Raw genomic sequence first — 21,525 nt, forward strand, 5'->3', positions numbered from 1 at the left:
GTCGCGGGGCGGGGTTACGTGTTCCCGTGGTCCAGGGGAGTGACGTAGGAGCCCTTGCCGGGCACGGTGATGATCAGACCTCGCTCGCGCAGTTCGCGCATCGCGCGGCGGGCGGTCAGCACGGCGATGCCGTGCTCCTCGGCGAGACGGGCCGGAGTGGGGATCATCCGGTCCGGGGCGAACTCCCCGGTCTCGATCTTCGCGGCGATTATCTCGGCCAGCTGCATGTACAGCGGGCGTCCCGACTCCGGATCCAGGCTCATGCTTCCAACGCTAGATAGTCATACAGAGACACGTTTGGATGACTCTAGCTACAGAGTGATGTAGCACGGTGTAGCACGCCACTACGGTTTGGGCACGAACGGAAGACCCCGGCGACCGCTGGTACCGGTCCCGGGGCATGGCCGCCAACACGTAGGAGTTGACGACGTGCGGAACCTTATCGCGCACCCACTGGGCCGGGTCCTGATTCCCGCCCTCCTCTGGCTGCTCATGCTGACCCTGCCACCCACCGGCAGGCACCGCCCCCGCCCGGCGCCGCCGGCCTGCGCGCCGCGGCACCGGGCCCCCGTTCGGCGCTCCCCGTACGCGCGGGAGCAGTCGACGCTCATCGACGGCGCGCGGTCGCCACTCGCACGGCCCTACGTGTCCGGGCCCGCCGCGCGAGCGGCGCAGCGCAGGCGGCGGCGGGCGCTGTGGCTGGCCACGGTCGGCGTGGACATCGACCAGCGGAACATCCACGCCCGGGCCGTCCGGTGAGCCGCCTGAGCCGTTGCGGGGCGCGGCGGCCCGTCATCGCCGTGGTCGAGGTGATGCGGCCGGTGTGCGCGGGCTCGGTCTGCGTGCTCGCGGCGGGGCACGACGGCCCGCACCGCGACCGCGCCGGTGACGCGTGGTGGGTGACGCGTGAGATCGCCGACGCGGTGAGCGTGTCGCTGCTGGCCCACGCCGTCGGGGCCGCGCCCGAGCCGGAGTACCAGTCACCACGCTGCATCGTCGGCTTCCACGACCGCTGCCGGGACCATGTGCCGCGTGACTCGGGCGTACCGGGGGTGCGCTACCTGGTGTGCGGGTGCGTCTGCCACGTGGCCGGGGAACAGTAGGTGGTCGGGGCGGGCGGCCTGGGGTCGGCAACGTGCGGCCGCCCTCTCTCCGAGTGTGGCCCCCTCCACCACCGCGTCAAGGGCGCTCCTTCGTCGCGTCGCTGCGCGATGGGCTGCGCCCACCCTTGACCCGGTGGCTCCGACGGCCTTTTCACACTCGGAGGGCGGCCGGGGGCAGGGCCGCGCAGGGGGTCCGGGTATCCATTCCCGCCGTAGGCGGGCTGCGGGTGCGTGGTAGGTGGGCCCGGGTATCGCTCCCGAGCGGGAGCATGTGCTGCCCGGCGGGTGGGGGCTCGGTTTGTGGCCGGGACAGGGGAAGCAGTTCGGGTCGTCCGGGGAGCGCGGACGTGGAATGGGGTGCCCAGTCCCGGCTCAGCGGCCATCTGTCGCCGTTTGGTTGGGGTTCATGCCCCGCTGGTCACTCCCAGGGGCGGTGATCGTTCCCGCCGTGGCGAGCCCTTTCCCCGCCATGGCCGGTCCCGGGTCGTCTCTGGAGTCACAGGAGTTCTCTTCTGCCCCACCAGGGCCGGGGATTTCGCGCGCCGGCGGGCGAAGGGTTCGGAAACCCCGGCCGGTTCCCGCCGCCGCCAACCCTTTCCCCGCCATCAACCACTTCCACCTGCCAAGACACACCGGTCTGACCGCATGGAATGGGTCTGTTGGGCGTTGATGGCGGGCGAAGGGCTGTTCCGCACCACCTCACCACCCACCGGCGGTGACCAGCGGGGCATGAGGCTCGACCAACTGGTGGCCGTCAGCCGCTATGGCGGGATGGGGCACCCCATTCCACGACCGCGCTCCCCGGACGGCCCGAACTGCTCCCCCGGCCCCGGCCGCAAGTCGAGCCCCCACCCGCCGGGCAGTACGAAGTCCCCTGCTCGGGAGCGATACCCGGAGCCCCCCACCACACGGCAGCCAGCCCGCCTACGGCGCGGGGCGGCCCCCGGACCCCCGCGCGGCCCGGCCGCACGTCGCCGAAGTCGACAGCGCCAACACCGGCCGCCTCAGGCCCCCGCCCCCACTCGCGCGTCACGCCATCGGCTTCGCCGATCGCCCCATCGCCAGCACCCCCCGCTGGCTCGTGGACCGCCCCCGGCCCGCCTCCATAGCGTCGTTCATATGAGAAACGAGACACGCGGGACCCTCGAACTGACCCTCGCCATGGTGCTGTCCGGCACCCTCGGCGTCTTCGTCGTCCAGTCGGGCGCCTCCCCGTTCACCGTCGTGTTCTTCCGGTGCCTCTTCGGCGCGCTCGCGCTCGGGGTCTACTCCCTCGCCCGCGGGTTCTTCACCGGCCACGGGTTCACGCCCCGGAAGCTCGGGCTCGCCGCGCTCGGCGGGGCGTTCATCGTCTTCAACTGGGTGTTCCTGTTCGAGGCGTACGAGGCCACCTCGATCTCGTTCGCGACCGTCGTCTACCACACGCAGCCGTTCTTCCTCGTGCTGTTCGGCGCGGTCGTGCTGCGGGAGCGGATCGGGGCGGCGAAGGTGGGGTGGCTCGTGGTCGCCTTCGCCGGGCTGGTGTTGGTCTCCGGGGTGCGGCCCGGGGACACCGCGTCACTGAAGGGGCTCGGGTTCGCGCTCGCCGCCGCCGTGCTCTACGCGCTCTCGACCATCGTGACCAAGCGGATCAGCGGCGTACGGCCGCACCTCATCGCGCTCGTGCAGGTCACCGTCGGAATTCCGCTGCTCCTGCCGTTCGCCGGCTTCGGCGAGGCGGCGCGGCTCGGGGCCGGGTGGGGCTGGCTCGCGGGGCTCGGGCTCATCCACACCGGGGTGATGTACGTGCTGATGTACGCGGCGTACGCCAAGCTGCCCACCGCCCGGATCGCGGTGCTCGCCTTCACCTACCCGGCCGTCGCGATGGGCGTCGACTGGGCCGTGTACGGGCACCACATCGGGCTCGTCCAGGCGCTCGGCGTGCCGCTGATCGTGCTCGCGAGCCTGAAGGTCACTCTTGGGCGAGCCGCCGCGCCTGCTCCACGAACAGCCGGACGTGCGCCGGCAGCCGCTTCCCCCGCCGCCACGCGATCTGCGTGAAGAGGGTGAACGGCGGCTCCCAGTCCAGCGCCACCAGCTCCCCGGACGCCAGTTCCCCTTCGACGGTGATCCGGGGCAGCAGTGCGATGCCGAGGCCGGCCGCGACGCCCCGCTTGCTCGCCTCGATCGTCCCGTACTCCGTGAAGACCGGACCATACGGCCGCAACTCCGCCTCGAACAGGTCCCGGTAGGCGCAGCCCGGCTCCGTGCCCACCAGACCCACCGCCGCCAGGTCCGCCGTCGTCAGTCCGGTCCGGCCGGCCAGCGGATGCCGGGGCGCGGCCACCAGGGCCAGCGGCTCGGCGCCGAGGACCTCGCTCTCCAGGCCCTCGTGCGCGGTCTCCCGCTCCATCAGGAGGCCCAGGTCGTACGTGCCCTGGCGCAGCGCCTGCCGGGTCGCGTCGCCGAGGGTGGGGCGCAGCGAGAGCCGGACGCCCGGATAGCGGTGGTGGAAGAGCTCCAGGAGCGGCGGCAGCCGGTAGGAGGTCAGCGACTCCATCGTGCCGACGGTGATCGTCCCGGCCGGTTCGCCGTCCCCGGCCGCGACCGCCGCCCGGGCCTCCGCGGCGAGCGCGATCATCTGCCGGGCGTACGGCAGGAGCCGCTCGCCGGCCTCGGTGAGGCGGATGCGCGAGCCGAGCCGTTCGAAGAGCTCGGCGTCGAGGTCGGACTCCAGGGCGCGGATCTGGGCGGTGACGGACGACTGGGCGTACGCCAGTTCGGCGGCGGCCCGGGTGAAGGAGAGGACCGTGGCGACCTTCTCGAAGGTGACGAGGAGTCGGAGCTCCATCAGCGCGGTCCCCTCAGGACTTCTCGCCGTCCTCGTCCCGGCCCCTGTCCCGCCGTTCCCGCTCGTCGAGCGACCTCAGGAACTCCGGGTTGTCGTCCGGCGCGACCCACCGGCCGCCGCGCGCCGTGCCCCGGCGCTGCTTGCCCGCCGCGAGCCAGCCGACCGCCCCGACGACCCAGAAGAGCAGGACGACGATCACCCACACCACCTTCGGCAGGTGCTTCACCTCGTCCTCGGGGGTGTTCAGGCAGTCGATGAAGGCGTAGATCATCAGCGCCAGCGGCAGGATGAACAGCAGCGCCCTGAGCATGTGGACAAGCCCCCTGGAAGCAGCGGCCGAAGCGGCGGCCAAGCGGTGGCGGGGGCGCGTCCGGCGGCCCCGGTGACAGGCTCAGACTAGCCGGTGACCGATACTTGCCCGTATGGCTTACGACGATCTCCGCTCGCTGCTCAGGGCACTGGAGCGCGAAGGCGACCTCAAGCGCATCAAGGCCGAAGTCGATCCGTACCTGGAGGTCGGGGAGATCGTCGACCGCGTCAACAAGGCGGGAGGCCCGGCGCTCCTCTTCGAGAACGTCAAGGGCTCCTCGATGCCGCTGGCGATGAACGTCTTCGGCACGGACCGCCGGCTCCTCAAGGCGCTCGGTCTCAAGTCGTACGAGGAGATCAGCGAGAAGATCGGCGGGCTGCTCAAGCCGGAGCTGCCGCAGGGCTTCGTCGGCGTCCGCGAGGCGTTCGGGAAGCTGGGCTCGATGGTCCACGTGCCTCCGAAGAAGGTCAAGGACGCGCCCGTCCAGGAGGTCGTCCTCACCGGGGACGACGTCGATCTCGACGCCCTCCCCGCCCTCTTCACCTGGCCCAAGGACGGCGGTTCCTTCTTCAACCTGGGGCTCACCCACACCAAGCACCCGGAGACCGGGGTCCGCAACCTCGGCCTCTACCGCCTCCAGCGGCACGACAAGCGCACCATCGGCATGCACTGGCAGATCCACAAGGACAGCCGCAACCACTACGCGGTCGCCGCGGAGCGGGGCGAGCGGCTGCCGGTCGCGATCGCCTTCGGCTGCCCGCCGGCCGTCACGTACGCCTCGACGGCGCCGCTGCCCGGCGACATCGACGAGTACCTCTTCGCGGGCTTCGTGCAGGGCAAGCGGATCGAGATGGTCGACTGCAAGACCGTGCCGCTCCAGGTCCCCGCACAGGCGGAGGTCGTGATCGAGGGCTGGCTGGAGCCGGGCGAGATGCTGCCGGAAGGGCCGTTCGGCGACCACACCGGCTTCTACACCCCGCAGGAGCCGTTCCCCGCGCTGAAGATCGACTGCATCACGATGCGGCGGCGCCCGCTGCTCCAGTCGATCGTGGTCGGCCGCCCGCCGACCGAGGACGGGCCGCTGGGCCGGGCGACGGAGCGGTTCTTCCTCCCGCTCCTCAAGATCATCGTGCCGGACATCGTGGACTACCACCTGCCGGAGTCCGGTGGCTTCCACAACTGCGCGATCGTCTCGATCGACAAGAAGTACCCGAAGCACGCGCAGAAGGTCATGCACGCCATCTGGGGCGCGCACATGATGTCGCTGACCAAGCTGATCATCGTGGTCGACAAGGACTGCGACGTGCACGACCTGCACGAGGTGTCCTGGCGGGCCCTCGGCAACACCGACTACTCCCGCGACCTGACCGTCGTCGAGGGGCCGGTGGACCATCTGGACCACGCCTCCTACCAGCAGTTCTGGGGCGGCAAGGCCGGCATCGACGCGACGAAGAAGCTGCCCGAGGAGGGCTACACCCGGGACGGCGGCTGGCCGGACATGGTCGAGTCGGACCCGGCGACGGCGGCCCTGGTGGACCGCCGCTGGAAGGAGTACGGGCTGTGACGACCGCGGCCGTCCCCGGCGCCCAGCCGGGGCGCACGAAGGCGTTCCTGCGCCTGGTGATGATCGAGCACTCGGTCTTCGCGCTGCCCTTCGCGTACATCGCCGCCCTGACGGCCATGTACCGGCTCGACCAGCAGATCCACTGGTGGACGCTGTTCCTGGTGACCGTCTGCATGGTGGGCCTGCGGACCTTCGCCATGGCCTGCAACCGGATCATCGACCGCGAGATCGACGCCCGTAACCCGCGCACCGCGAACCGGGAGCTGGTGACCGGCGCGGTGTCGGTGAAGTCCGCGTGGACCGGGGCCGGCATCGCCGTCGTCGTCTTCCTCGGCGCGGCGGCACTGCTCAACCCGCTGTGCCTGGCGCTCGCGCCGCTCGCGGTGATCCCGATGGTGGTCTATCCGTACGGGAAGAGGTTCACGAACTTCCCGCACGCGATCCTCGGCCTCGCCCAGTCCATCGGCCCGATCGGCGCCTGGCTCGCCGTGACGGGCGAGTGGTCGTGGGAGGCGGTGATCCTCGGTCTCGCCGTCGGCATCTGGATCGGCGGCTTCGACCTGATCTTCGCCTGCCAGGACGTCCAGGCGGACCGCGCCCACGGCGTCATGTCCGTCCCGGCCCGCTTCGGCATCCCGGCCGCCCTGTGGGGCGCGCGGGTCTCGGCGGTCGTCACGACGGCGCTGCTCGTCTGGTACGCCCTGGCGACGCAGGCGGGCGGCTTCTTCTGGGCGGGCCTGGTGATCGTGGTGGTGGCGTTCTGCTACGAGCACTCGATCGTGAAGCCGCACGACCTGTCGAGGCTGAACCGGGCGTTCTTCACCGTCAACGGCTTCATCGGGATCGCGCTCTTCGTGTGCGCGCTGCTCGACCTCCTCGTGCGCGGGCTGACGCCCTAGTGGCCGGATAGGCTCGGCCGCGTGGAGCCGGTGAACAAGCAGCAGCGTCGTCCGTGGGTCGTGGGGGTGTCCGGGGCGTCGGGCACGCCGTATGCCGCATCCGTGCTGCGGGGACTGCTCGCGGCGGGGGAGAGCGTGGACCTGGTGGTCTCGCGGGCCTCGCGGCTGACGCTGCTCGACGAGACGGGGATCGCCTTCCGCGACGCGCACTGGCGCGAGGACCTGGCGACCTGGCTGGCGCGGGGCGCCGACGGGAAGCCCGACACCTTCGACGTCGATGTCAGCGACGTGCGGTACTGGGCGGCCGGGGACCTGGCCGCCGGGCCGTCCTCGGGGTCGTACCCCGTCAAGGGGATGCTGATCGTGCCGGCGTCGACGGCCGCCGTGGCGGGGGTCGCGCTCGGGCTCTCGAAGGATCTGCTGCAGCGGGTGGCGAGCGTGACGCTCAAGGAGCGGCGGCCGCTGGTCGTCGCCGTACGGGAGACCCCGCTGAACGGGCAGACGCTCAGGCACATGGTGGCGCTGGACGAGGCGGGCGCCGTGGTGCTGCCCGCCTCTCCGGCGTTCTACGCGGGTGCGACGCACATCCAGGACCTGGTGGACTTCGTCGCGGGGCGGGTGCTCGACGCGGCAGGGGTGCCGCACCGGCTGTACCGCCGTTGGGAGGGAGAGCTCGGTGGAGCATCCCCGCCCCGGTAGTAGAGGGCTAGCGCTTCTTGGCGGCCTTCTTGGCGGCGCGCTTCGAAGCGGCGGAGGTCTTGTACGCACGCGAGCGGTTGGCCATCTCCTGCAGCTCGCGCATACGGGCGTAGGCCATCTCGATCGTGTACACGGTGAACACCACTCCTGAAAGATCGTCTTTGATCCACTGAAAGATTCACAGGGTGTCGCCCCTGTGTGCCTTAGATTCTATACCTATACTCGCGGTATCGCTGGACAATGGAAGGCTTCATACCTATGGACGCCGTGGACAGGCAGCTCATCCAGGCCCTGCGCGAGAACGGCCGGGCCTCATACGCCGAGCTCGGACGGCTCGTCGGGCTCTCCGGCCCCTCCGTCACGGACCGCATCAACCGCCTCGAGGCCGCCGGGGTCATCACCGGCTACCGCGCCACCGTCGACGCCACCTCGCTCGGCCTCGGCGTGACCGCCCTCATCGGCATCTCCCTCTCCGACGCCGCCGACCACGAGGACGTGGCCCGCCGGCTGAAGGACCTGGCCGAGATCGAGGACTGCTGGTTCATCGCCGGCGACGACTCCTTCATGCTCAAGGTCCGCGCGTCGGACGTCGACGGCCTGGAGAAGACGATCCGCCGGCTCAGCGGCACGAAGGGCGTGTCCCGGACGCGTACCACGATCGTGCTGTCGACGAAGTGGGAGAACCGGGTCGGGGATCTGCCGGAGGAGGGCTGACGCGAAGCGTCCATGGGGGTACCTCCCGCCCGAAAGGTGGGGGAGTACGGTTGGCAAGCCTGGTTTCGGAGATAAGGGAGGCGGCCGTGATGGACGCGGGGCTCAAGCGTGAGCTGGAGCAGAAGGTCCTCGCCGGCGAGCGGCTGAGCCGTGAGGACGGCATCGCCCTGTACGAGTCGGACGACCTCGCCTGGCTCGGCGGGCTGGCCCACGAGGTCCGGACCCGCAAGAACGGCGACGTGGTGCACTTCAATGTCAACCGGCATCTGAACATGACCAACGTCTGCACCGCCTCCTGCGCCTACTGCTCCTTCCAGCGCAAGCCCGGTGAGAAGGACGCGTACACCATGCGCATCGAGGAGGCCGTACGCCTCGCGAAGGCGATGGAGGGCGAGAACCTCACCGAGCTGCACATCGTCAACGGGCTGCACCCCAACCTGCCCTGGCGCTACTACCCGCGCTCGCTCTCCGAGCTGAAGAAGGCGCTGCCGAACGTCTCGCTCAAGGCCTTCACCGCCACCGAGATCCACCACTTCGAGACCATCTCGGGGCTGAGTGCCAGTGAGATCCTCGACGAGCTGATCGAGGCCGGTCTGGAGTCGCTGACCGGCGGCGGCGCCGAGATCTTCGACTGGGAGGTCCGGCAGCACATCGTGGACCACAACACCCACTGGGAGGACTGGTCCCGGATCCACCGGCTCGCGCACGAGAAGGGTCTGAAGACCCCGGCCACCATGCTGTACGGCCACATCGAGGAGCCGCGCCACCGCGTCGACCACGTGCTGCGGCTGCGCGAGCTGCAGGACGAGACCGGCGGCTTCCAGGTCTTCATCCCGCTGCGGTACCAGCACGACTTCGTGGACATGAAGGACGGCAAGGTCCGCAACAGGCTCCAGGCCCGCACCACGATGGCCACCGGAGCCGAGGCCCTGAAGACCTTCGCCGTCTCGCGGCTGCTCTTCGACAACGTCCCGCACGTCAAGGTCTTCTGGGTGATGCACGGCGTGCAGACCGCCCAGCTGGCGCTCCAGCACGGCGCGGACGACATGGACGGCTCGGTCGTCGAGTACAAGATCACGCACGACGCCGACAACTACGGCACCCCGAACAAGCTGACCCGGGACGACCTCCTGGAGCTCATCCGGGACGCCGGTTTCCGGCCGGTGGAGCGCAACACGCGCTACGAGGTCATCCGCGAGTACCCGGGCCCGGACGCCGAGCGCCGCGAGTCGCCGCAGCCGATGCGCGTCTGAGGACCTCCGGCGACCGGCCCGCGCCCGTCTGAGGACCCCCCTCCCGGGGGTCCGGCCCGCGCGTGCTTCACTGGAGGGACGCTCGTCCGGTATGGGAGGAACTCGCATGCTCCGTTACACCCTCATGCGCCTCGGCATCTTCGCCGGCAGCTTCCTCGTGCTGTGGGGTCTCGTCTACGCGCACGTGCTGCCGCGCGGCCTCGGCGACTCCAACATGCTGTGGGTGCTCCTGCTGTCCGTCGTCGTGTCGGCGCCGCTGAGCTTCGTCCTGCTGCGCAAGGAGCGGGACCGGATGAGCGTCGACATCGTGGCGAGGGTCGACCGGGCGAAGGGTCGCCTGGAGGCGAACCGCTCCGCCGAGGACGCCGCCTGAGCCGTAGGGCCGCAGCCGCATAAAGGCCGCGTAAGCAGCATCACAGACTCCGCCCCTGGCGGGAGCTTCGAAGGCTCCCGCCAGGGGTTTTCTGCGTTCCGAAGGCTGAGACGCCGCCCCGTCACCCCTTTACCTCAAAGAACTGCTTTGAGGTTCTCAAAGTGCAAGTGTTAACGTTCTCGCCATGAAGACCGCAGTGCGCCCCCGTGAGGCCGCGAGCAGCCTGCTCGTGGCGCGCCTGCACGTCGATCTGTGCCGCTGTATGTCCGCGGTCTGTTGCCGCGCCTTCTGATCCGGCATCATGCAGCGGCCCGCGCGAAAGCGCGTGTGTGCCGCACCCCCGTCCCGTATTCCCCCGATACGCACCAGTGGAGTGTGCCTGTGTCCGCGTCCGCGCCCGCTTCCGTGGCGAAGTCCCGTATACCCAAGGTCCCGTTCTGGGCCCAGATCGTCGCCGGTCTCGTCATCGGCGTCCTGCTCGGCTGGGTGGCCCGCAGCCAGGACGTCGGCTGGCTCCAGGAGACCCTGACCCAGGTCGGCGGCATCTTCGTCCAGCTCCTGAAGCTCGCCGTCGCCCCGCTCGTCTTCTTCGCGATCCTGGTCTCGATCACCAACCTCCGCAAGGTCAACAACGCGGCCCGGCTGGCCGTGCAGACCCTCGTCTGGTTCATGATCACCTCGCTGATCGCCGTCTCCATCGGCCTCGCGATCGGCCTGCTCACCAACCCGGGCTCCGGCACCGGCCTCACGCCGAAGGACGGCAAGCTGCCCGAGCACCACGGCAGCTGGATCGACTTCCTCACCGGCATCATCCCGACGGACGTCATCACGCCCTTCACCGAGCTGAACGTCCTGCAGATCGTCTTCATGGCCGCCGTCGCCGGCATCGCCGCGCTCCAGCTCGGCGAGAAGGCCGCGCCGCTGCTCACCCTCTCCGAGTCCGCGCTCCAGCTGCTGCAGAAGGCCCTGTGGTGGGTCATCCGGCTGGCCCCGATCGGCACCGCCGGCCTCATCGGCCGCGCCATCGTCAACTACGGCTGGGACCTGCTCGGCAAGTACGCGACCTTCACCGTCGACGTCTACGTCGGCTGCGCGCTCGTCCTCTTCGGCGTCTACCCGCTGCTGCTCGCCACGGTCGCCAAGCTGAACCCGCTGCAGTTCTACAAGGGCGCCTGGCCCGCCATCCAGCTGGCCTTCGTCTCCCGCTCCTCCGTCGGCACCATGCCGGTCACCCAGCGGGTCACCGAGCGCCTCGGCGTCCCGAAGGAGTACGCCTCCTTCTCCGTGCCGTTCGGCGCCACGACCAAGATGGACGGCTGCGCCGCGATCTACCCGGCGCTCGCGGCGATCTTCATCGCGCAGATCTTCGACGTCCAGCTGGGCGTCAAGGAGTACCTGCTCATCGCCTTCGTCTCGGTCATCGGCTCGGCGGCCACCGCCGGCCTCACCGGTGCGACGGTCATGCTGACGCTGACCCTCTCCACTCTGGGCCTGCCGCTGGAGGGCGTCGGTCTGCTGATGGCGATCGACCCGATCCTCGACATGATGCGCACCGCCACCAACGTCGCCGGCCAGGCCCTGGTCCCGGTCATCGTCTCCGCCCGCGAGAAGATCCTCGACCTCGCCGCCTACGAGTCGGCCTCGGCCTCCCCGGTCGACGAGCCGGCCGACGCCGAGCAGGCCGAGCAGAAGGTGGCGGTCCCGGCCGCCGCCTGACACCGACGCCGTATAGAGCGAACCGCGAACCGCGAACCGCACCCCGCGCCCCGGACCCGACGGTCCGGGGCGCGGGGCGTGCGCGGCCCGGTGACCGTCGGGGGCGGCCACGGGATGCGGGGCGGGGCCCGCTACGGGAACGTGATCCGGACCGTCAGGCCGCCGCCCTCGGACGCCGGGTTCGCCGAGGCCGACGCGGTCGCCCCGTGCGCCCGGGCGATCGAGTCGACGATCGACAGGCCGAGGCCCGCGCCCTCGCCGGGCGCGTGGGTGCGGGCGGCCGAGCGCCGGAACGGCTCGAAGAGCAGCGGCACGGACTCCGGCGGCACGACGGGGCCGGTGTTCGCCACCTCGATGCCGGCCGGGCCGGTGCGGACCTCCACCCGGCCGCCGGGCACGTTGTGCCGGACACCGTTCGCGAGCAGGTTGTGCAGCAGGCGCTCCAGGAGCACCGGGTCCCCGTCGACGGTCAGCGGCCCGGCCCGTACGACGACCCGCACCCCGCGCCCGTCCGCCTCGCCCGCGAGGGCCGCGGCCGTCTCACGGGCGAGCCCGTCCACTTCCACCCGGCGCCGCTCCCGGATGCCCTGGTCGGAGGAGGCGAGCAGCAGCAACCCCTCGATGATCCGCTCGCTGGTGTCGGCGACCTCGATGAGCTTGGACCGGATCCGCGCCACCCGTTCGGGCGAGGGCTCCCCGGCGAGCCCGATCTCCGCCGCCGCGCGCTGCACGGCGACCGGGGTGCGCAGCTCGTGCGCGGCGTTCGCGGCGAACCGCTGCTGGGCCGAGACGAGCTGCTCCATCCGCCCGAGCATGCCGTCGAAGGTGTCGGCGAGCCGCTTGAGTTCGCCGGGCGGCGCGTCGAGGGCGATCCGCCCCCAGGAACCTCCGGGGGCACCCCCGAGCAGGTTCTCGCCGGAGAGCCGGCGGGCCGTGTCGGTGATCACGCCGACCGGCCGGAGCACCCGCCCCGCCGCCCACCAGGCGACCGGGACGGAGAGCAGCGCGTACCCGGCGAGGACGGCCACGGAGACCGTGAGGAGCCGGTCGAGGGCGGCGGACCCGGCGGCGTCGCTGACGGACCGGGTGATCGCGAGCGTCTCGCTCGGGACCAGCCACCGGCCGGTGGCCGGGCCGGGGCTCGCGGGGACGGCGCTGGGCAGCGGGGCGGCCGGCCCGGCGGTCGCCCACGGGTCCGGCAGGTCCTGGAGCCGCCGGGCCGGTACGGCGGTGGTGACGGCCGTGCTGATCGTCGAGTACAGGCCCTCCTGCACGAGCGCGTACACGACACCGGTGAGCAGGGCGCCCGCGAGGACGAGCAGAGCCGCGTACAGGGCGGTGAGCCGGGCCCGTTCCCCGCGCAGCGGCGCCCTCACGACGCGATCCGGTAGCCCGCGCCCGGCACCGTCTCCACCACCGGCGGCTCGCCCAGCTTGGCCCGCAGCTTGCTCAGGGTGACCCGTACCGCGTTCGTGCGGTAGCTGGTGTGCTCCTCCCAGACCTGCTCGATCAGGTCCTCGCCGCTGACCACCGCCCCCTCGGCCCGCAGCAGCGCCTCCAGGACGCCGAACTCCTTGCGCGACAGGTGCAGATGCCGTCCGTCCCGGCTCGCCTGGCGGCGGGCGGTGTCCAGGACGATCCCGCGCCGTTCGAGGACGGGCGGCAGCGCGGGCCGGGCGCGCCGGCCCAGGGCCAGGACCCGGGCGAGGAGTTCGTCGTACGCGAACGGCTTGGTCAGGTAGTCGTCGGCGCCGAGTCCCAGGCCATCGACCCGGTCCCGTACCGTGCCGGCCGCCGTCAGCATCAGGATCCGGGTCATCAGCCGCTGCGCGACCACCCGGCGGCACACCTCGTCGCCGTGCATCCCGGGCAGGTCGCGGTCGAGGACGAGGACGTCGTACTCCCCGAGCCCGAGCTTCCGCAGCGCTTCGAGGCCGTCGGCCGCGACGTCCACGGCGAGCGCGTCGCGGCGCAGCCCCTCGGCGATCATCTCGGCGAGAAACGCCTCGTCCTCCACCAGCAGTACGCGCATGGCCCCTGTGTATCCGAAAGGGACCTTTCGCCGGCGTAAACGAAACCGCTGAGAGAAGCGAAACATCCCTTCGCGGCAGTCTCGCCGCCATGACGATTCGACGCATCGGCCGCGCGGCCGCCGCCGGCTCCCTGGCCGCCGCCCTCGCCCTCCTCGCCACCGCCTGCTCCGGTTCCGGCCCGGCCGGGAAGGACGGCGGAGGCGGAAGCGGGAGCGAGGAGGGCAAGAAGGCCGACCAGGCCTTCGAGCACCGCAAGTGCCTGCGCGAGCACGGCCTCGACGTGCCCGAGCCCAAGCCGGGCGAGAAGGGCGTCGGGCTCACCATCGGCGGCGACGGCGTGTCCAAGGAGAAGATGGAGCAGGCCTTCAAGGCGTGCCAGAGCAAGGCCGGCGACGGCGCGGGCTCCGGCTTCGGCAAGGGACCGACCCAGGCCGACAAGGACAAGGCCCTCGCGTTCGCGCGGTGCATGCGCGAGAACGGCTTCAACATGCCGGATCCGAAGTTCGACGGCGGCGGGATGCAGGCCATGCCGATCCCGCAGGGCGCGGAGAAGCAGAAGTTCGACAAGGCCGCCAAGGCCTGCGAGGGCGTGGCCCGATGAGCGAGCGGACGCAGCGGCCGGAAGGCGAGCCGACACGGCGACCCGAAGGCGAGCCGACGCAGCGGCCGGAAGGCGAGCGCCCGCTCGGACGGCGCCGGCTGCTTGTCGCCCTCGTGGCCGTCGTCGCCGTCGCGGGCGCCGGCGTCGCCGTCACCGCCCTCGCCCAAGGCCGCGGACAGGAGCCGCCGGCCGGGTCCGCCGGCTCCCGGGGACTGCCGCCCGCCACCGCCCCGGTGACCCGCGGCGACCTCAGCGACAGCTCCCAGCGGGACGGCACCCTGGGCCACCTCGGCGAGCGGAGGATCAACGCGGGCGGCACCGGCGGCACCCTCACCTGGCTCGCCCCGAACGGCTCGGTCGTCGGGCGGGACGGGCGCCTCTACGAGGTCGACGGCGAGCCGGTCCGGCTGATGTACGGGGACCAGCCCATGTACCGGACGCTCAAGGCGGGCGACAAGGGCAGGGACGTACGGCAGTTGGAGGAGAACCTGGCCGCGCTCGGCTTCACCGGCTTCGACGTCGACGAGGAGTACACGGCGAAGACCGCCGCCGCCGTCAAGCGCTGGCAGAAGTCCCACGACCTGAAGCAGACCGGCACGATCGGCCCGGACCGGATCGCCTTCGCGGGCAGCGCGGTACGGGTCAAGGAGCCGGGCGGCGGAGCCGGTTCCGGCTCCGGGGACGGCGGGGGCGGGGGCGGGGGCCGGGTCGCGCCCGGCGACCGGATCGCCCCCGGCACACCGGTGCTCACGGTGACCGGCTCCGAGCGGGTCGTCCGCTTCCAACTGCCCGCCGCCGAAGCCGAGTCGGCGAAGACCGGCACCCGCGTGAAGGTCCGGCTGCCGGACGGCACCGAACTGCCCGGGAAGGTGTCCGCGGTCGGGAAGACGGCGCAGGTCGGCACCGACCCGCAGGACCGGACCCCGAAGATCGACATCACCGTCTCCTTCGACGAGCCGGAGAAGGCCAGGGGCGTCGACCAGTCACCGGTCACCGTCGAACTCACCGGCCGCACCCGGCACGACGTCCTGTCCGTTCCCGTCGACGCGCTGCTCGCCCTGCCCGACGGCGGCTTCGGCGTCCAGGTCGTCGAGCGGGGCGGCGCCCGGGACGTCCGGGTCGAGCTCGGCATGTTCGGCCAGGGCCGGGTGGAGGTCGCCGGCGGAGGCTTGCGCGAGGGCATGAAGGTGGGGGTGCCGTCCGCATGAGCCGTGTCGTGGAACTCAGGGGCGTCGTCAAGGAGTACTCGGGCGGGGTCCGCGCCCTCGACGGGGTCGATCTCGGCATCGACGAGGGCGAGTTGGTCGGCATCGTCGGACCGTCCGGCTCCGGCAAGTCGACCCTGCTGCATATCGTCGGCACCCTCGACCGGCCCACCGCCGGCACCGTGGAGATCGCCGGGCACGACGTCGCCGCGCTCACCGACCGGCGGCTCTCCGCGCTGCGCGCCCGCCGCATCGGCTTCGTCTTCCAGGCGTTCCACCTGGTGCCCGGCGTCGCCGCGCTGGAGAACGTCGCCGAAGGGCTGCTGTACTCCGGCCTGCCCCGGGCCCGGCGCCGCCGGATGGCCGCGGACGCCCTGGCCAGGGTCGGGCTCGCCGACCGGATGCGGCACCGGCCGCACGAGCTGTCCGGCGGACAGAAGCAGCGCGTCGCCATCGCCCGCGCGGTGGTCGGCGAACCCGCCCTGCTGCTCGCCGACGAGCCGACCGGCGCGCTGGACTCGGCCTCCGGAGAAGCGGTGATGGAGCTGCTCCGCACACTGAACGCCGAGGGCGCCACGATCGCCGTCATCACGCACGACACCGAGATCGCGGACCGGCTGCCGCGCCAGGTCCGCGTCCGCGACGGGCGCGTGGTGGCGGACACGGCACGCGGAAAGGTCGCGGCCTGATGACACGTGCTCGTGCGAAAGTTCGTGGAACCACTCGTGGTGGCGCCGCTCGTCGTGGGGCCTCCCTGAGGGCGGCCCGGCTCGGCCCGCGCGACGTCCTGCACGTCGGCTCGGCCGGGCTGCGCAGCCGCCCCGTACGCGTGGTGCTGTCCGCGCTCGGGATCGCGATCGGCATCGCGACGATGATCGCGGTCGTCGGCATCTCGGCCTCCAGCCAGGCCCAGTTGCTGCGGCAGCTCGACGCGCTCGGCACGAACATGCTGGTCGCCAAGGCGGGCGAGGGCATGTTCAGCGGGCAGCAGATCAAGCTGCCCGAGGACGCGGTCGGCACGGTCTCCCGCATCGAGGGCGTCGAGAAGGCCGGCGCGACCGGTGACCTCGACCGCTCGGTGCGGCGCTCCGAGAAGATCCCGGCGGGCGAGACCGGCGGCATCGCGGTGAAGGCCGCCACGGAGGGCCTGCTCGACGTGCTGCACGGCCGGACGGCCTCCGGCACCTGGCTCAACGCCGCCAACAGCCGCTATCCGGCGGTGGTGCTCGGCCATGTGGCCGCGGAGCGCCTGGGCGTCGACCGGCCGGGGCGGCAGGTGTGGATCGACGACCGGTACTTCACCGTCGTCGGCATCCTCGCCCCGCTGCCGCTCGCCCCGGAGATCGAACGCTCGGCCCTGGTCGGCTGGGCGGGCGCCAAGGATCTGCTGGGCTTCGACGGGCATCCGACGGCGGTGTACGAGCGCTCCACGGACGCGTCCGTACGCGAGGTCCAGCGGCTGCTCGCCCCGACGATCGACCCGCGGAACCCGCAGAACGTGTCGGTCGGCGACCCGTCGTCCGCGCTCAAGGCGAAGGCGGCCACCGAGGGCGCCTTCTCCACGCTGCTCCTCGGCCTGGGCGGCATCGCCCTGCTCGTGGGCGGCGTCGGCGTCGCCAACACCATGATCATCTCGGTCCTGGAGCGCCGCCACGAGATCGGCCTGCGCCGCTCGCTCGGCGCGACCCGGGGCCAGATCAGGATCCAGTTCGTGACCGAGTCCCTGATGCTCTCGGGCCTGGGCGGCCTCGCGGGCGTGGCCCTCGGCGCGGCGGCCGTCGCCGCGTACGCCACCGCGGGCGGCCTGCCGTGGGTGGTCCCGCCCTGGTCGGCGGCGGGCGGTTTCGCCGCGACGCTCGCGATCGGCACGGTGGCGGGGTTGTATCCGGCGGTGCGGGCGTCACGGCTGTCACCGACGCTGGCCCTGGCGGCGGGCTAGCGGGGGCCGGAAGGGAGCGGCCCCAGGCACGGCCAGGGCGTTACGGCCCGGGCCGGCCGGGGCGCCTCCGGCCGGGGCCGGCCTGGGCGCGTACGGCCCGGGTTGGCCGGGACCTATGGCCGGGGCTACGGCCGGGGCCTACGGCCAGGGCGCTACGGCCGGGGCGCTACGGCCAGAGCAGCTCGCGCGCCCAGGTGCCGTTCTCGCCGAGCCGGTACCTGAGCCGTACGTGCCGGCGCTGCTCGTCGCCCTGGAAGAACTCGACCTCGGCCGGCTCGACGACGTACAGCGTCCAGCTCGGCGCGTCCGCCTCCGGCTCCCGACGCGCCCGTTCCCAGGCCGCCGCGCTCGCCTCCGCCAGCTCGCCCGGCGAGCCGAGCACCTCGCTCTGGTGCCCGACCAGCGCGGAGGCGAGCGCCCCGGCGGTCCGCGCGTGCAGATCCGCGTACGCCTCCTCCGCCGTCCCGGTCACCACCCGGCCCCGCACCCGCACGGCCCGCCCCTGCGCCGGCCAGTAGAAGTTGAGCGCGGCCTCGGGCCGGGCGGCCAGCTGCCGCCCCTTCGCACTGCCGGCGTGCGAGCCGAAGTGCCAGCCGCGCGCGTCCACGTCGTGCAGCATCACCGTCCGTACGTCCGGCCGCCCGTCCGCGTCCACCGTGGCGAGCGCCATGGTGTGCGGCTCGACCGCCTTCGCCTCCACCGCCTGGGCGAACCAGCTGTGGAAGAGCGCGACCGGCTCCTCCGGCACGTCCGCCGGGTCGAAGGCGGGCAGCTCGGTGTCCCAGACACGAAGAGACCGCAGGGCCTCCTGAAAACGCCGTTCGTCGTCCATGGCGTCCATCATGAGGCCCTGCGGTGCCGGGTCGAGTGATCAGTCGGTGTAGTAGCCGGTGACGTCGGCCAGGAGGTCGACGGTGCCGGAGTGGTTGTAGAAGGTGACCTTGCCGTCCTTGACCGGGACGATCACCAGGTTGGGGACGGACTGCCCGGCGGTGAAGTTGAGGTTCGACACGAGCGGACGCGCGGTCCCGTACGGGTAGACGGAGACGTACCCCGCCGACGTCGGGTTGGTCACCGTCACGTTGAGGACGACGGCCGAGTACTTCGTACCGACCTCCAGGGTGACGGTCCGGCCCGCGCCGACCTTGGCCTTGGGCACGCCGACCCCCGCGATCGTGTTCATGATCCGCTTGGGCTGCATCCCGGTGAAGACCGATCCGGCGCCGTTCTTGAAGTAACCGGTGACGTCGGCCAGCAGGTCGACGGTGCCGGAGTGGTTGTAGAAGGTGACCTTGCCGTCCTTGACCGGGACGATCACCAGGTTGGGGACGGACTGTCCGGCGGTGAAGTTGAGATTCGACACGGGCGGGCGGACGGTGCCGTACGGGTAGACCGACACGTAGCTCGACTTCGTGGGGTTCGTCGCCGTCACGTTCATGGCGACCGCGGTGACGCCGGGCTCGGTGATCGCGAGGTTCACCGTCCCGCCCGGGCCGACCTTCGCCTTCGGCGCGCCGACCCCGCCGATGGTATTGAGGATCCGCTGCGGCGTGACCGGGTGGTACGAGGAGCCCGAGGTGCCCTTGGTGTAGTACCCCGCGATGTCCGCGAGCAGGTCGACGGAGCCGGAGCGGTTGTAGAACTCGACCCAGCCGTTGACGACGGGGACGGTCACCAGATTGGCGATGGTCTTCCCGGGGGTGAAGTTGAGGTTCGAGGTCGCGGTGCGGCGGGTGCCGTACGGGTAGACGGAGACATAGCTCGGCGCCGTCGGGTTGGTCGCGGTCACGTTGAGGACCACGCCCGTCAGCCCCTCGGCCGGCACACCGGCCTGGCCGGCCACCTTGAGCCGCACGGTGCCGTTCGGGCCGACCTTCGCCTTCGGGGCGCCGACGCCGGCGATGGTGTTGAGGAGACGGGCGGGGGTCACCGGCGTGTAGGTGCCGGGGACGGTGGTCAGCGAGCTGCCCCGGACGTCGAAGGCGCCCCAGAACCCCTGAGCGCCGCCGACACCGTCGAGCGGACGGGCGATCAGCTCCCAGCGGTACTGCCCGTCCTCGATCCCGCGACCGCGGGAGTCCTTGCCGTCCCACTCCACGCGGACGGCGGAGCCGGTGCCGCGCGTCCCCGTGAACGTGCGGACGACCTCGCCGTCACCCTTCGCGATGCGCAGCTCCCAGGAGCCGACGGGCTTGGAGAAGCGCCACACGGGGGACCAGGTGGCTGCGGGTTCGGCGCCGGAGCTGTCGAGGAAGCTCAGGTCGGGGACGGAGGCGTCGAGCCGTGCGAGCGGCTGGCGGACCTGGCCGACCGGCTTGACGCGGACGTCCTCGGCCGCGTCGAGGTACGCGACGTCTCCGCCGAACCTGTCCACGGTCCACGTGGTCCCGCGGCCCGAACCGGACGCCGAGGCGGACAGATCGGCGAAGTCGCTCGTCTGCCCGGTGGCCGCGTCCGTGAGCTTCAGCCTGTCGCCCTCGTGGCGGACGACGAAGCCGTCGCCGAGCAGGGCCTCGCCGACCGGGACCGGCACGCTCTTCTTCAGGGTGTGGTCGTAGACGCCGGCCTTGGCGGCGCCGCAGGCCCAGTACAGCCAGCGGCCCACGGCCTGCAGTTCGGTCGGCCGGCAGCCGGACCGTACGTCGACGGCCGGCGAGGTCGTCCTCGTCTTCAGGTCGTAGGAGTTGACCTGACCCGCGGTGGCGGTGGGCTTCCACACCTTGGTGTCCCACAGCGCGGCGGCGGAGTTCTGCAGCGTGAGCACGACGGACGGCTCGTCGGCGTGGAAGTTCTCCAGGTCACCGGCGTAGGTCGTGCTGCCGCTGCGCGCCAGGACGTACCGTCCGGAGGCGTCCGCGACGGTGCTCTCGGCCGGGAGGGAGAAGCCCCGGTAGGAGTGGAGGCTGGTGGGGGAGTAGAGGTCGGCCCCCTGGGAGACCACCGAGGAGCCGTCGCCCTGCGAGGCCAGGCCGGACGGGTCGGTGCGGATGAAGGCGAACCGCCGCTGTGACGGGCCGGCCGTGGTGGTGCCGGTCGCGTCGGTGGTGATGTCGGAGTCGAGAAGGTCGACGACGGTGTCCCGGCCGGAGGGGCTGAGGTAGCTCAGCCGCCCGCCGCCCAGGGCGAGGTGGGTGATCTCCCGGGGCACGCGCGGTATCTCGCGGACGCGGGTCGTCCGGGGCGTGCCGTCGGCGCCGACGCTGATCCGCTGGACGGCCCAGTCGAGGGCGCCGGTGCCGCCGGCGACGAGGACGCTGCCGTCGGGGGCGGTGATGAAGTTGCCTTCCTGGGCGGACTTCAGGACCTCGCTGACTGTGCCGCCGCCGAGCGGGATCGCGCGCAGGGGGAGGCCCGCCTGGGTCTGGTTCTCGGGGAAGAGCCGCGTGCGCTGGAAGAGGACGCTGTCACCGGCCACCGCGAAACGGATGCCGGGACCCTCGTTGCCGACGGCCTCGGGGAGGACGGTCGTCACCGGTGCGGCCGTCGGGTTGTCGCGGGGGACGGAGGAGAGCGGCTTGCCGTAGCCGGGATAGCCCACGATCTGGCGATCGCTCAAGGCGAAGGTGGTGGCAGGCGGGAAGACGTCCGGGAGAGGGGTGACGGTGGCGGTCGCGTAGTCGAGGAGGTAGTAGGTGGGGGCGGAGCCGGCACGTGTGCCCGGCATCCGGAGGACCGCGCCCTTGAGGTCCTGCCGGAGGATGCCGAGGCCGGTGGCGCCCACCGGCAGGCCCTGGATCGGGCGCGCGGTGGTCGTGCCTTCCGTGGCCGCCTGGTAGAGGGTGGCAGAGGCCAGTCCGTCGGCCGTCTGGTCCCGGGTGTAGCCGAGGACAGTGTCGCCGTTGAAGACGCCTGACCAGCGCTGCCCGGCCGGGAGCGTGACGGTCTTCGTCACCTCGCCGGGGCCGGCTTCCCGGATGGTGACCGTACGGGGCTGGTCCAGCGGCTCGGGGCTCAACTTTGCGTAGAGGCCGGAGTGGCCGTAGGCCCCGGCCGCGTCGATCGGCGTGTCCTTGCCGGTCGCATAGTCCGTCCAGAGCGTGCCGCTGCCTTCGAGTTCGTGGGCGAAGCCGGTTGTGCCCGCGTTCTTCACGGTGTCGTACCGCGGCAGGTCCCGCCCCGGGTTCGGGATCACGACCTCGTCGGTTGCGGTCGTGGCGGCCGTCGCCGAAACCGTGAGCGTGGCCGTCAGGCCGGCCGCGACGGCGAGTGTGGTGGCGACGGCGAGCGTTCTGCGTGCGTGCGTGTGCAAGTGGTTCCCCTCCGAGGGCCTTGTCAGGCAGGGACGG

22 protein-coding genes are annotated in these 21,525 nt (G+C 71.9%); 14 read left to right on the forward strand and 8 right to left on the reverse strand.

Going from position 1 to position 21,525, the window contains the following annotated elements; all coding sequences use genetic code 11:
- Window positions 1-14 precede the first annotated feature (14 nt).
- The gene (locus tag ACIRSU_RS33150; protein ID WP_403800240.1) at window positions 15-263 is read right to left on the reverse strand and encodes a GntR family transcriptional regulator; all 249 of its coding nucleotides are present in this window, start codon (window positions 261-263) and stop codon (window positions 15-17) included.
- A gap of 166 nt (window positions 264-429) precedes the next feature.
- Between ACIRSU_RS33150 and ACIRSU_RS33155 the strand changes: the two genes are divergently transcribed.
- The 3 genes from ACIRSU_RS33155 (at window position 430) to ACIRSU_RS33165 (ending at window position 3,143) form a co-directional block, all read left to right on the forward strand.
- Window positions 430-759: a hypothetical protein gene (locus ACIRSU_RS33155; protein WP_403800243.1), complete on the forward strand. Its 330-nt coding sequence runs from the start codon at window positions 430-432 to the stop codon at window positions 757-759.
- Window positions 756-1,103, forward strand: a complete 348-nt coding sequence (locus tag ACIRSU_RS33160; protein WP_403800246.1) for a hypothetical protein — start codon at window positions 756-758, stop codon at window positions 1,101-1,103. The genes ACIRSU_RS33155 and ACIRSU_RS33160 overlap by 4 nt, the downstream gene beginning before the upstream one ends.
- Window positions 1,104-2,222: 1,119 nt before the next feature.
- Entirely contained in the window at window positions 2,223-3,143 is a 921-nt protein-coding gene (locus tag ACIRSU_RS33165) for a DMT family transporter (protein ID WP_403800249.1), read from the forward strand.
- Here ACIRSU_RS33165 and ACIRSU_RS33170 read toward each other — a convergent pair.
- Both ACIRSU_RS33170 and ACIRSU_RS33175 read right to left on the reverse strand, forming a co-directional pair.
- Entirely contained in the window at window positions 3,055-3,933 is an 879-nt protein-coding gene (locus ACIRSU_RS33170) for a LysR family transcriptional regulator (RefSeq protein ID WP_403800252.1), read from the reverse strand. The two genes, ACIRSU_RS33165 and ACIRSU_RS33170, sit on opposite strands and share 89 nt — an antisense overlap.
- A gap of 13 nt (window positions 3,934-3,946) precedes the next feature.
- Window positions 3,947-4,243 carry a PLD nuclease N-terminal domain-containing protein gene (locus ACIRSU_RS33175; RefSeq protein ID WP_403800255.1) on the reverse strand — a complete coding sequence of 99 codons (297 nt, stop codon included), beginning with the start codon at window positions 4,241-4,243 and terminating at the stop codon, window positions 3,947-3,949.
- 112 nt (window positions 4,244-4,355) lie between these two features.
- Here ACIRSU_RS33175 and ACIRSU_RS33180 point away from each other — a divergent pair, with 112 nt between their 5' ends.
- Genes ACIRSU_RS33180 through ACIRSU_RS33190 form a run of 3 tightly spaced genes read left to right on the forward strand, consistent with a single transcriptional unit; the run spans window position 4,356 to window position 7,405 of the window.
- Window positions 4,356-5,807 carry a menaquinone biosynthesis decarboxylase gene (locus tag ACIRSU_RS33180; RefSeq protein WP_403800258.1) on the forward strand — a complete coding sequence of 484 codons (1,452 nt, stop codon included), beginning with the start codon at window positions 4,356-4,358 and terminating at the stop codon, window positions 5,805-5,807.
- Window positions 5,804-6,706, forward strand: coding sequence for a menaquinone biosynthesis prenyltransferase MqnP (gene mqnP / locus ACIRSU_RS33185; RefSeq protein ID WP_403800260.1), 903 nt, complete (start codon window positions 5,804-5,806; stop codon window positions 6,704-6,706). The genes ACIRSU_RS33180 and mqnP overlap by 4 nt, the downstream gene beginning before the upstream one ends.
- A gap of 30 nt (window positions 6,707-6,736) precedes the next feature.
- Window positions 6,737-7,405 carry a UbiX family flavin prenyltransferase gene (locus ACIRSU_RS33190; RefSeq protein ID WP_403800585.1) on the forward strand — a complete coding sequence of 223 codons (669 nt, stop codon included), beginning with the start codon at window positions 6,737-6,739 and terminating at the stop codon, window positions 7,403-7,405.
- A 7-nt stretch (window positions 7,406-7,412) separates the two neighbouring features.
- Here the strand turns inward: ACIRSU_RS33190 and ACIRSU_RS33195 are convergent, their stop codons facing one another.
- Window positions 7,413-7,538, reverse strand: coding sequence for a hypothetical protein (locus ACIRSU_RS33195; RefSeq protein ID WP_403800618.1), 126 nt, complete (start codon window positions 7,536-7,538; stop codon window positions 7,413-7,415).
- Window positions 7,539-7,663: 125 nt separating this feature from the next.
- Between ACIRSU_RS33195 and ACIRSU_RS33200 the strand changes: the two genes are divergently transcribed.
- The 4 genes from ACIRSU_RS33200 to ACIRSU_RS33215 all read left to right on the forward strand — a co-directional run bounded on the left by ACIRSU_RS33200 (window position 7,664) and on the right by ACIRSU_RS33215 (window position 11,461).
- The gene (locus ACIRSU_RS33200) at window positions 7,664-8,119 is read left to right on the forward strand and encodes an Lrp/AsnC family transcriptional regulator (RefSeq protein WP_403800263.1); all 456 of its coding nucleotides are present in this window, start codon (window positions 7,664-7,666) and stop codon (window positions 8,117-8,119) included.
- Between the two features lie 89 nt (window positions 8,120-8,208).
- On the forward strand, window positions 8,209-9,372 hold the full coding sequence (gene mqnE / locus ACIRSU_RS33205) for an aminofutalosine synthase MqnE (RefSeq protein WP_403800588.1): 1,164 nt from the start codon (window positions 8,209-8,211) through the stop codon (window positions 9,370-9,372).
- A gap of 106 nt (window positions 9,373-9,478) precedes the next feature.
- Window positions 9,479-9,745: a DUF4229 domain-containing protein gene (locus ACIRSU_RS33210; protein WP_403800265.1), complete on the forward strand. Its 267-nt coding sequence runs from the start codon at window positions 9,479-9,481 to the stop codon at window positions 9,743-9,745.
- Between the two features lie 375 nt (window positions 9,746-10,120).
- Window positions 10,121-11,461: a dicarboxylate/amino acid:cation symporter gene (locus ACIRSU_RS33215; protein WP_403800268.1), complete on the forward strand. Its 1,341-nt coding sequence runs from the start codon at window positions 10,121-10,123 to the stop codon at window positions 11,459-11,461.
- Window positions 11,462-11,592: 131 nt separating this feature from the next.
- Here the strand turns inward: ACIRSU_RS33215 and ACIRSU_RS33220 are convergent, their stop codons facing one another.
- Together ACIRSU_RS33220 and ACIRSU_RS33225 are read right to left on the reverse strand one after the other, a co-directional pair.
- Window positions 11,593-12,837 carry an ATP-binding protein gene (locus tag ACIRSU_RS33220; protein WP_403800270.1) on the reverse strand — a complete coding sequence of 415 codons (1,245 nt, stop codon included), beginning with the start codon at window positions 12,835-12,837 and terminating at the stop codon, window positions 11,593-11,595.
- The gene (locus tag ACIRSU_RS33225; protein ID WP_403800273.1) at window positions 12,834-13,493 is read right to left on the reverse strand and encodes a response regulator transcription factor; all 660 of its coding nucleotides are present in this window, start codon (window positions 13,491-13,493) and stop codon (window positions 12,834-12,836) included. The genes ACIRSU_RS33220 and ACIRSU_RS33225 overlap by 4 nt, the downstream gene beginning before the upstream one ends.
- An 89-nt stretch (window positions 13,494-13,582) precedes the next feature.
- Here ACIRSU_RS33225 and ACIRSU_RS33230 point away from each other — a divergent pair, with 89 nt between their 5' ends.
- From ACIRSU_RS33230 to ACIRSU_RS33245, 4 genes are read left to right on the forward strand one after another with little or no spacing between them, the layout of a single operon-like run.
- Window positions 13,583-14,095 carry a hypothetical protein gene (locus ACIRSU_RS33230; RefSeq protein ID WP_403800275.1) on the forward strand — a complete coding sequence of 171 codons (513 nt, stop codon included), beginning with the start codon at window positions 13,583-13,585 and terminating at the stop codon, window positions 14,093-14,095.
- Window positions 14,092-15,303, forward strand: a complete 1,212-nt coding sequence (locus tag ACIRSU_RS33235) for a peptidoglycan-binding protein (RefSeq protein ID WP_403800277.1) — start codon at window positions 14,092-14,094, stop codon at window positions 15,301-15,303. Before ACIRSU_RS33230 ends, ACIRSU_RS33235 begins: the two co-directional genes overlap by 4 nt.
- Window positions 15,300-15,989: an ABC transporter ATP-binding protein gene (locus ACIRSU_RS33240; RefSeq protein ID WP_403800280.1), complete on the forward strand. Its 690-nt coding sequence runs from the start codon at window positions 15,300-15,302 to the stop codon at window positions 15,987-15,989. The genes ACIRSU_RS33235 and ACIRSU_RS33240 overlap by 4 nt, the downstream gene beginning before the upstream one ends.
- The gene (locus tag ACIRSU_RS33245; RefSeq protein ID WP_403800282.1) at window positions 15,989-17,239 is read left to right on the forward strand and encodes an ABC transporter permease; all 1,251 of its coding nucleotides are present in this window, start codon (window positions 15,989-15,991) and stop codon (window positions 17,237-17,239) included. The genes ACIRSU_RS33240 and ACIRSU_RS33245 overlap by 1 nt, the downstream gene beginning before the upstream one ends.
- Window positions 17,240-17,405: 166 nt before the next feature.
- On the opposite strand, the gene ACIRSU_RS33250 is transcribed toward ACIRSU_RS33245, so the two are convergent.
- A complete protein-coding gene (locus ACIRSU_RS33250; protein ID WP_403800285.1) occupies window positions 17,406-18,071 on the reverse strand; it encodes a pyridoxal 5'-phosphate synthase in 666 nt (221 codons plus the stop codon).
- Between the two features lie 39 nt (window positions 18,072-18,110).
- On the reverse strand, window positions 18,111-21,488 hold the full coding sequence (locus ACIRSU_RS33255; protein ID WP_403800287.1) for a hypothetical protein: 3,378 nt from the start codon (window positions 21,486-21,488) through the stop codon (window positions 18,111-18,113).
- Between the last annotated feature and the right edge of the window lie 37 nt (window positions 21,489-21,525).

Source organism: Streptomyces sp. NPDC101160 (genome assembly GCF_044768205.1).
GTDB lineage: Bacteria > Actinomycetota > Actinomycetes > Streptomycetales > Streptomycetaceae > Streptomyces.

Coding starts and splice junctions, on each gene's coding strand:
- ACIRSU_RS33200 (WP_403800263.1), top strand. CDS start 7,664: ATGGACGCCGTGGACAGGCAGCTCATCCAGGCCCTGCGCGAGAACGGC.
- ACIRSU_RS33210 (WP_403800265.1), top strand. CDS start 9,479: ATGCTCCGTTACACCCTCATGCGCCTCGGCATCTTCGCCGGCAGCTTC.
- ACIRSU_RS33150 (WP_403800240.1), bottom strand. CDS start 263: ATGAGCCTGGATCCGGAGTCGGGACGCCCGCTGTACATGCAGCTGGCC.
- mqnE (WP_403800588.1), top strand. CDS start 8,209: ATGGACGCGGGGCTCAAGCGTGAGCTGGAGCAGAAGGTCCTCGCCGGC.
- ACIRSU_RS33225 (WP_403800273.1), bottom strand. CDS start 13,493: ATGCGCGTACTGCTGGTGGAGGACGAGGCGTTTCTCGCCGAGATGATC.
- ACIRSU_RS33245 (WP_403800282.1), top strand. CDS start 15,989: ATGACACGTGCTCGTGCGAAAGTTCGTGGAACCACTCGTGGTGGCGCC.
- ACIRSU_RS33240 (WP_403800280.1), top strand. CDS start 15,300: ATGAGCCGTGTCGTGGAACTCAGGGGCGTCGTCAAGGAGTACTCGGGC.
- ACIRSU_RS33250 (WP_403800285.1), bottom strand. CDS start 18,071: ATGGACGACGAACGGCGTTTTCAGGAGGCCCTGCGGTCTCTTCGTGTC.
- ACIRSU_RS33170 (WP_403800252.1), bottom strand. CDS start 3,933: ATGGAGCTCCGACTCCTCGTCACCTTCGAGAAGGTCGCCACGGTCCTC.
- ACIRSU_RS33165 (WP_403800249.1), top strand. CDS start 2,223: ATGAGAAACGAGACACGCGGGACCCTCGAACTGACCCTCGCCATGGTG.
- ACIRSU_RS33175 (WP_403800255.1), bottom strand. CDS start 4,243: ATGCTCAGGGCGCTGCTGTTCATCCTGCCGCTGGCGCTGATGATCTAC.
- ACIRSU_RS33230 (WP_403800275.1), top strand. CDS start 13,583: ATGACGATTCGACGCATCGGCCGCGCGGCCGCCGCCGGCTCCCTGGCC.
- ACIRSU_RS33235 (WP_403800277.1), top strand. CDS start 14,092: ATGAGCGAGCGGACGCAGCGGCCGGAAGGCGAGCCGACACGGCGACCC.
- ACIRSU_RS33180 (WP_403800258.1), top strand. CDS start 4,356: ATGGCTTACGACGATCTCCGCTCGCTGCTCAGGGCACTGGAGCGCGAA.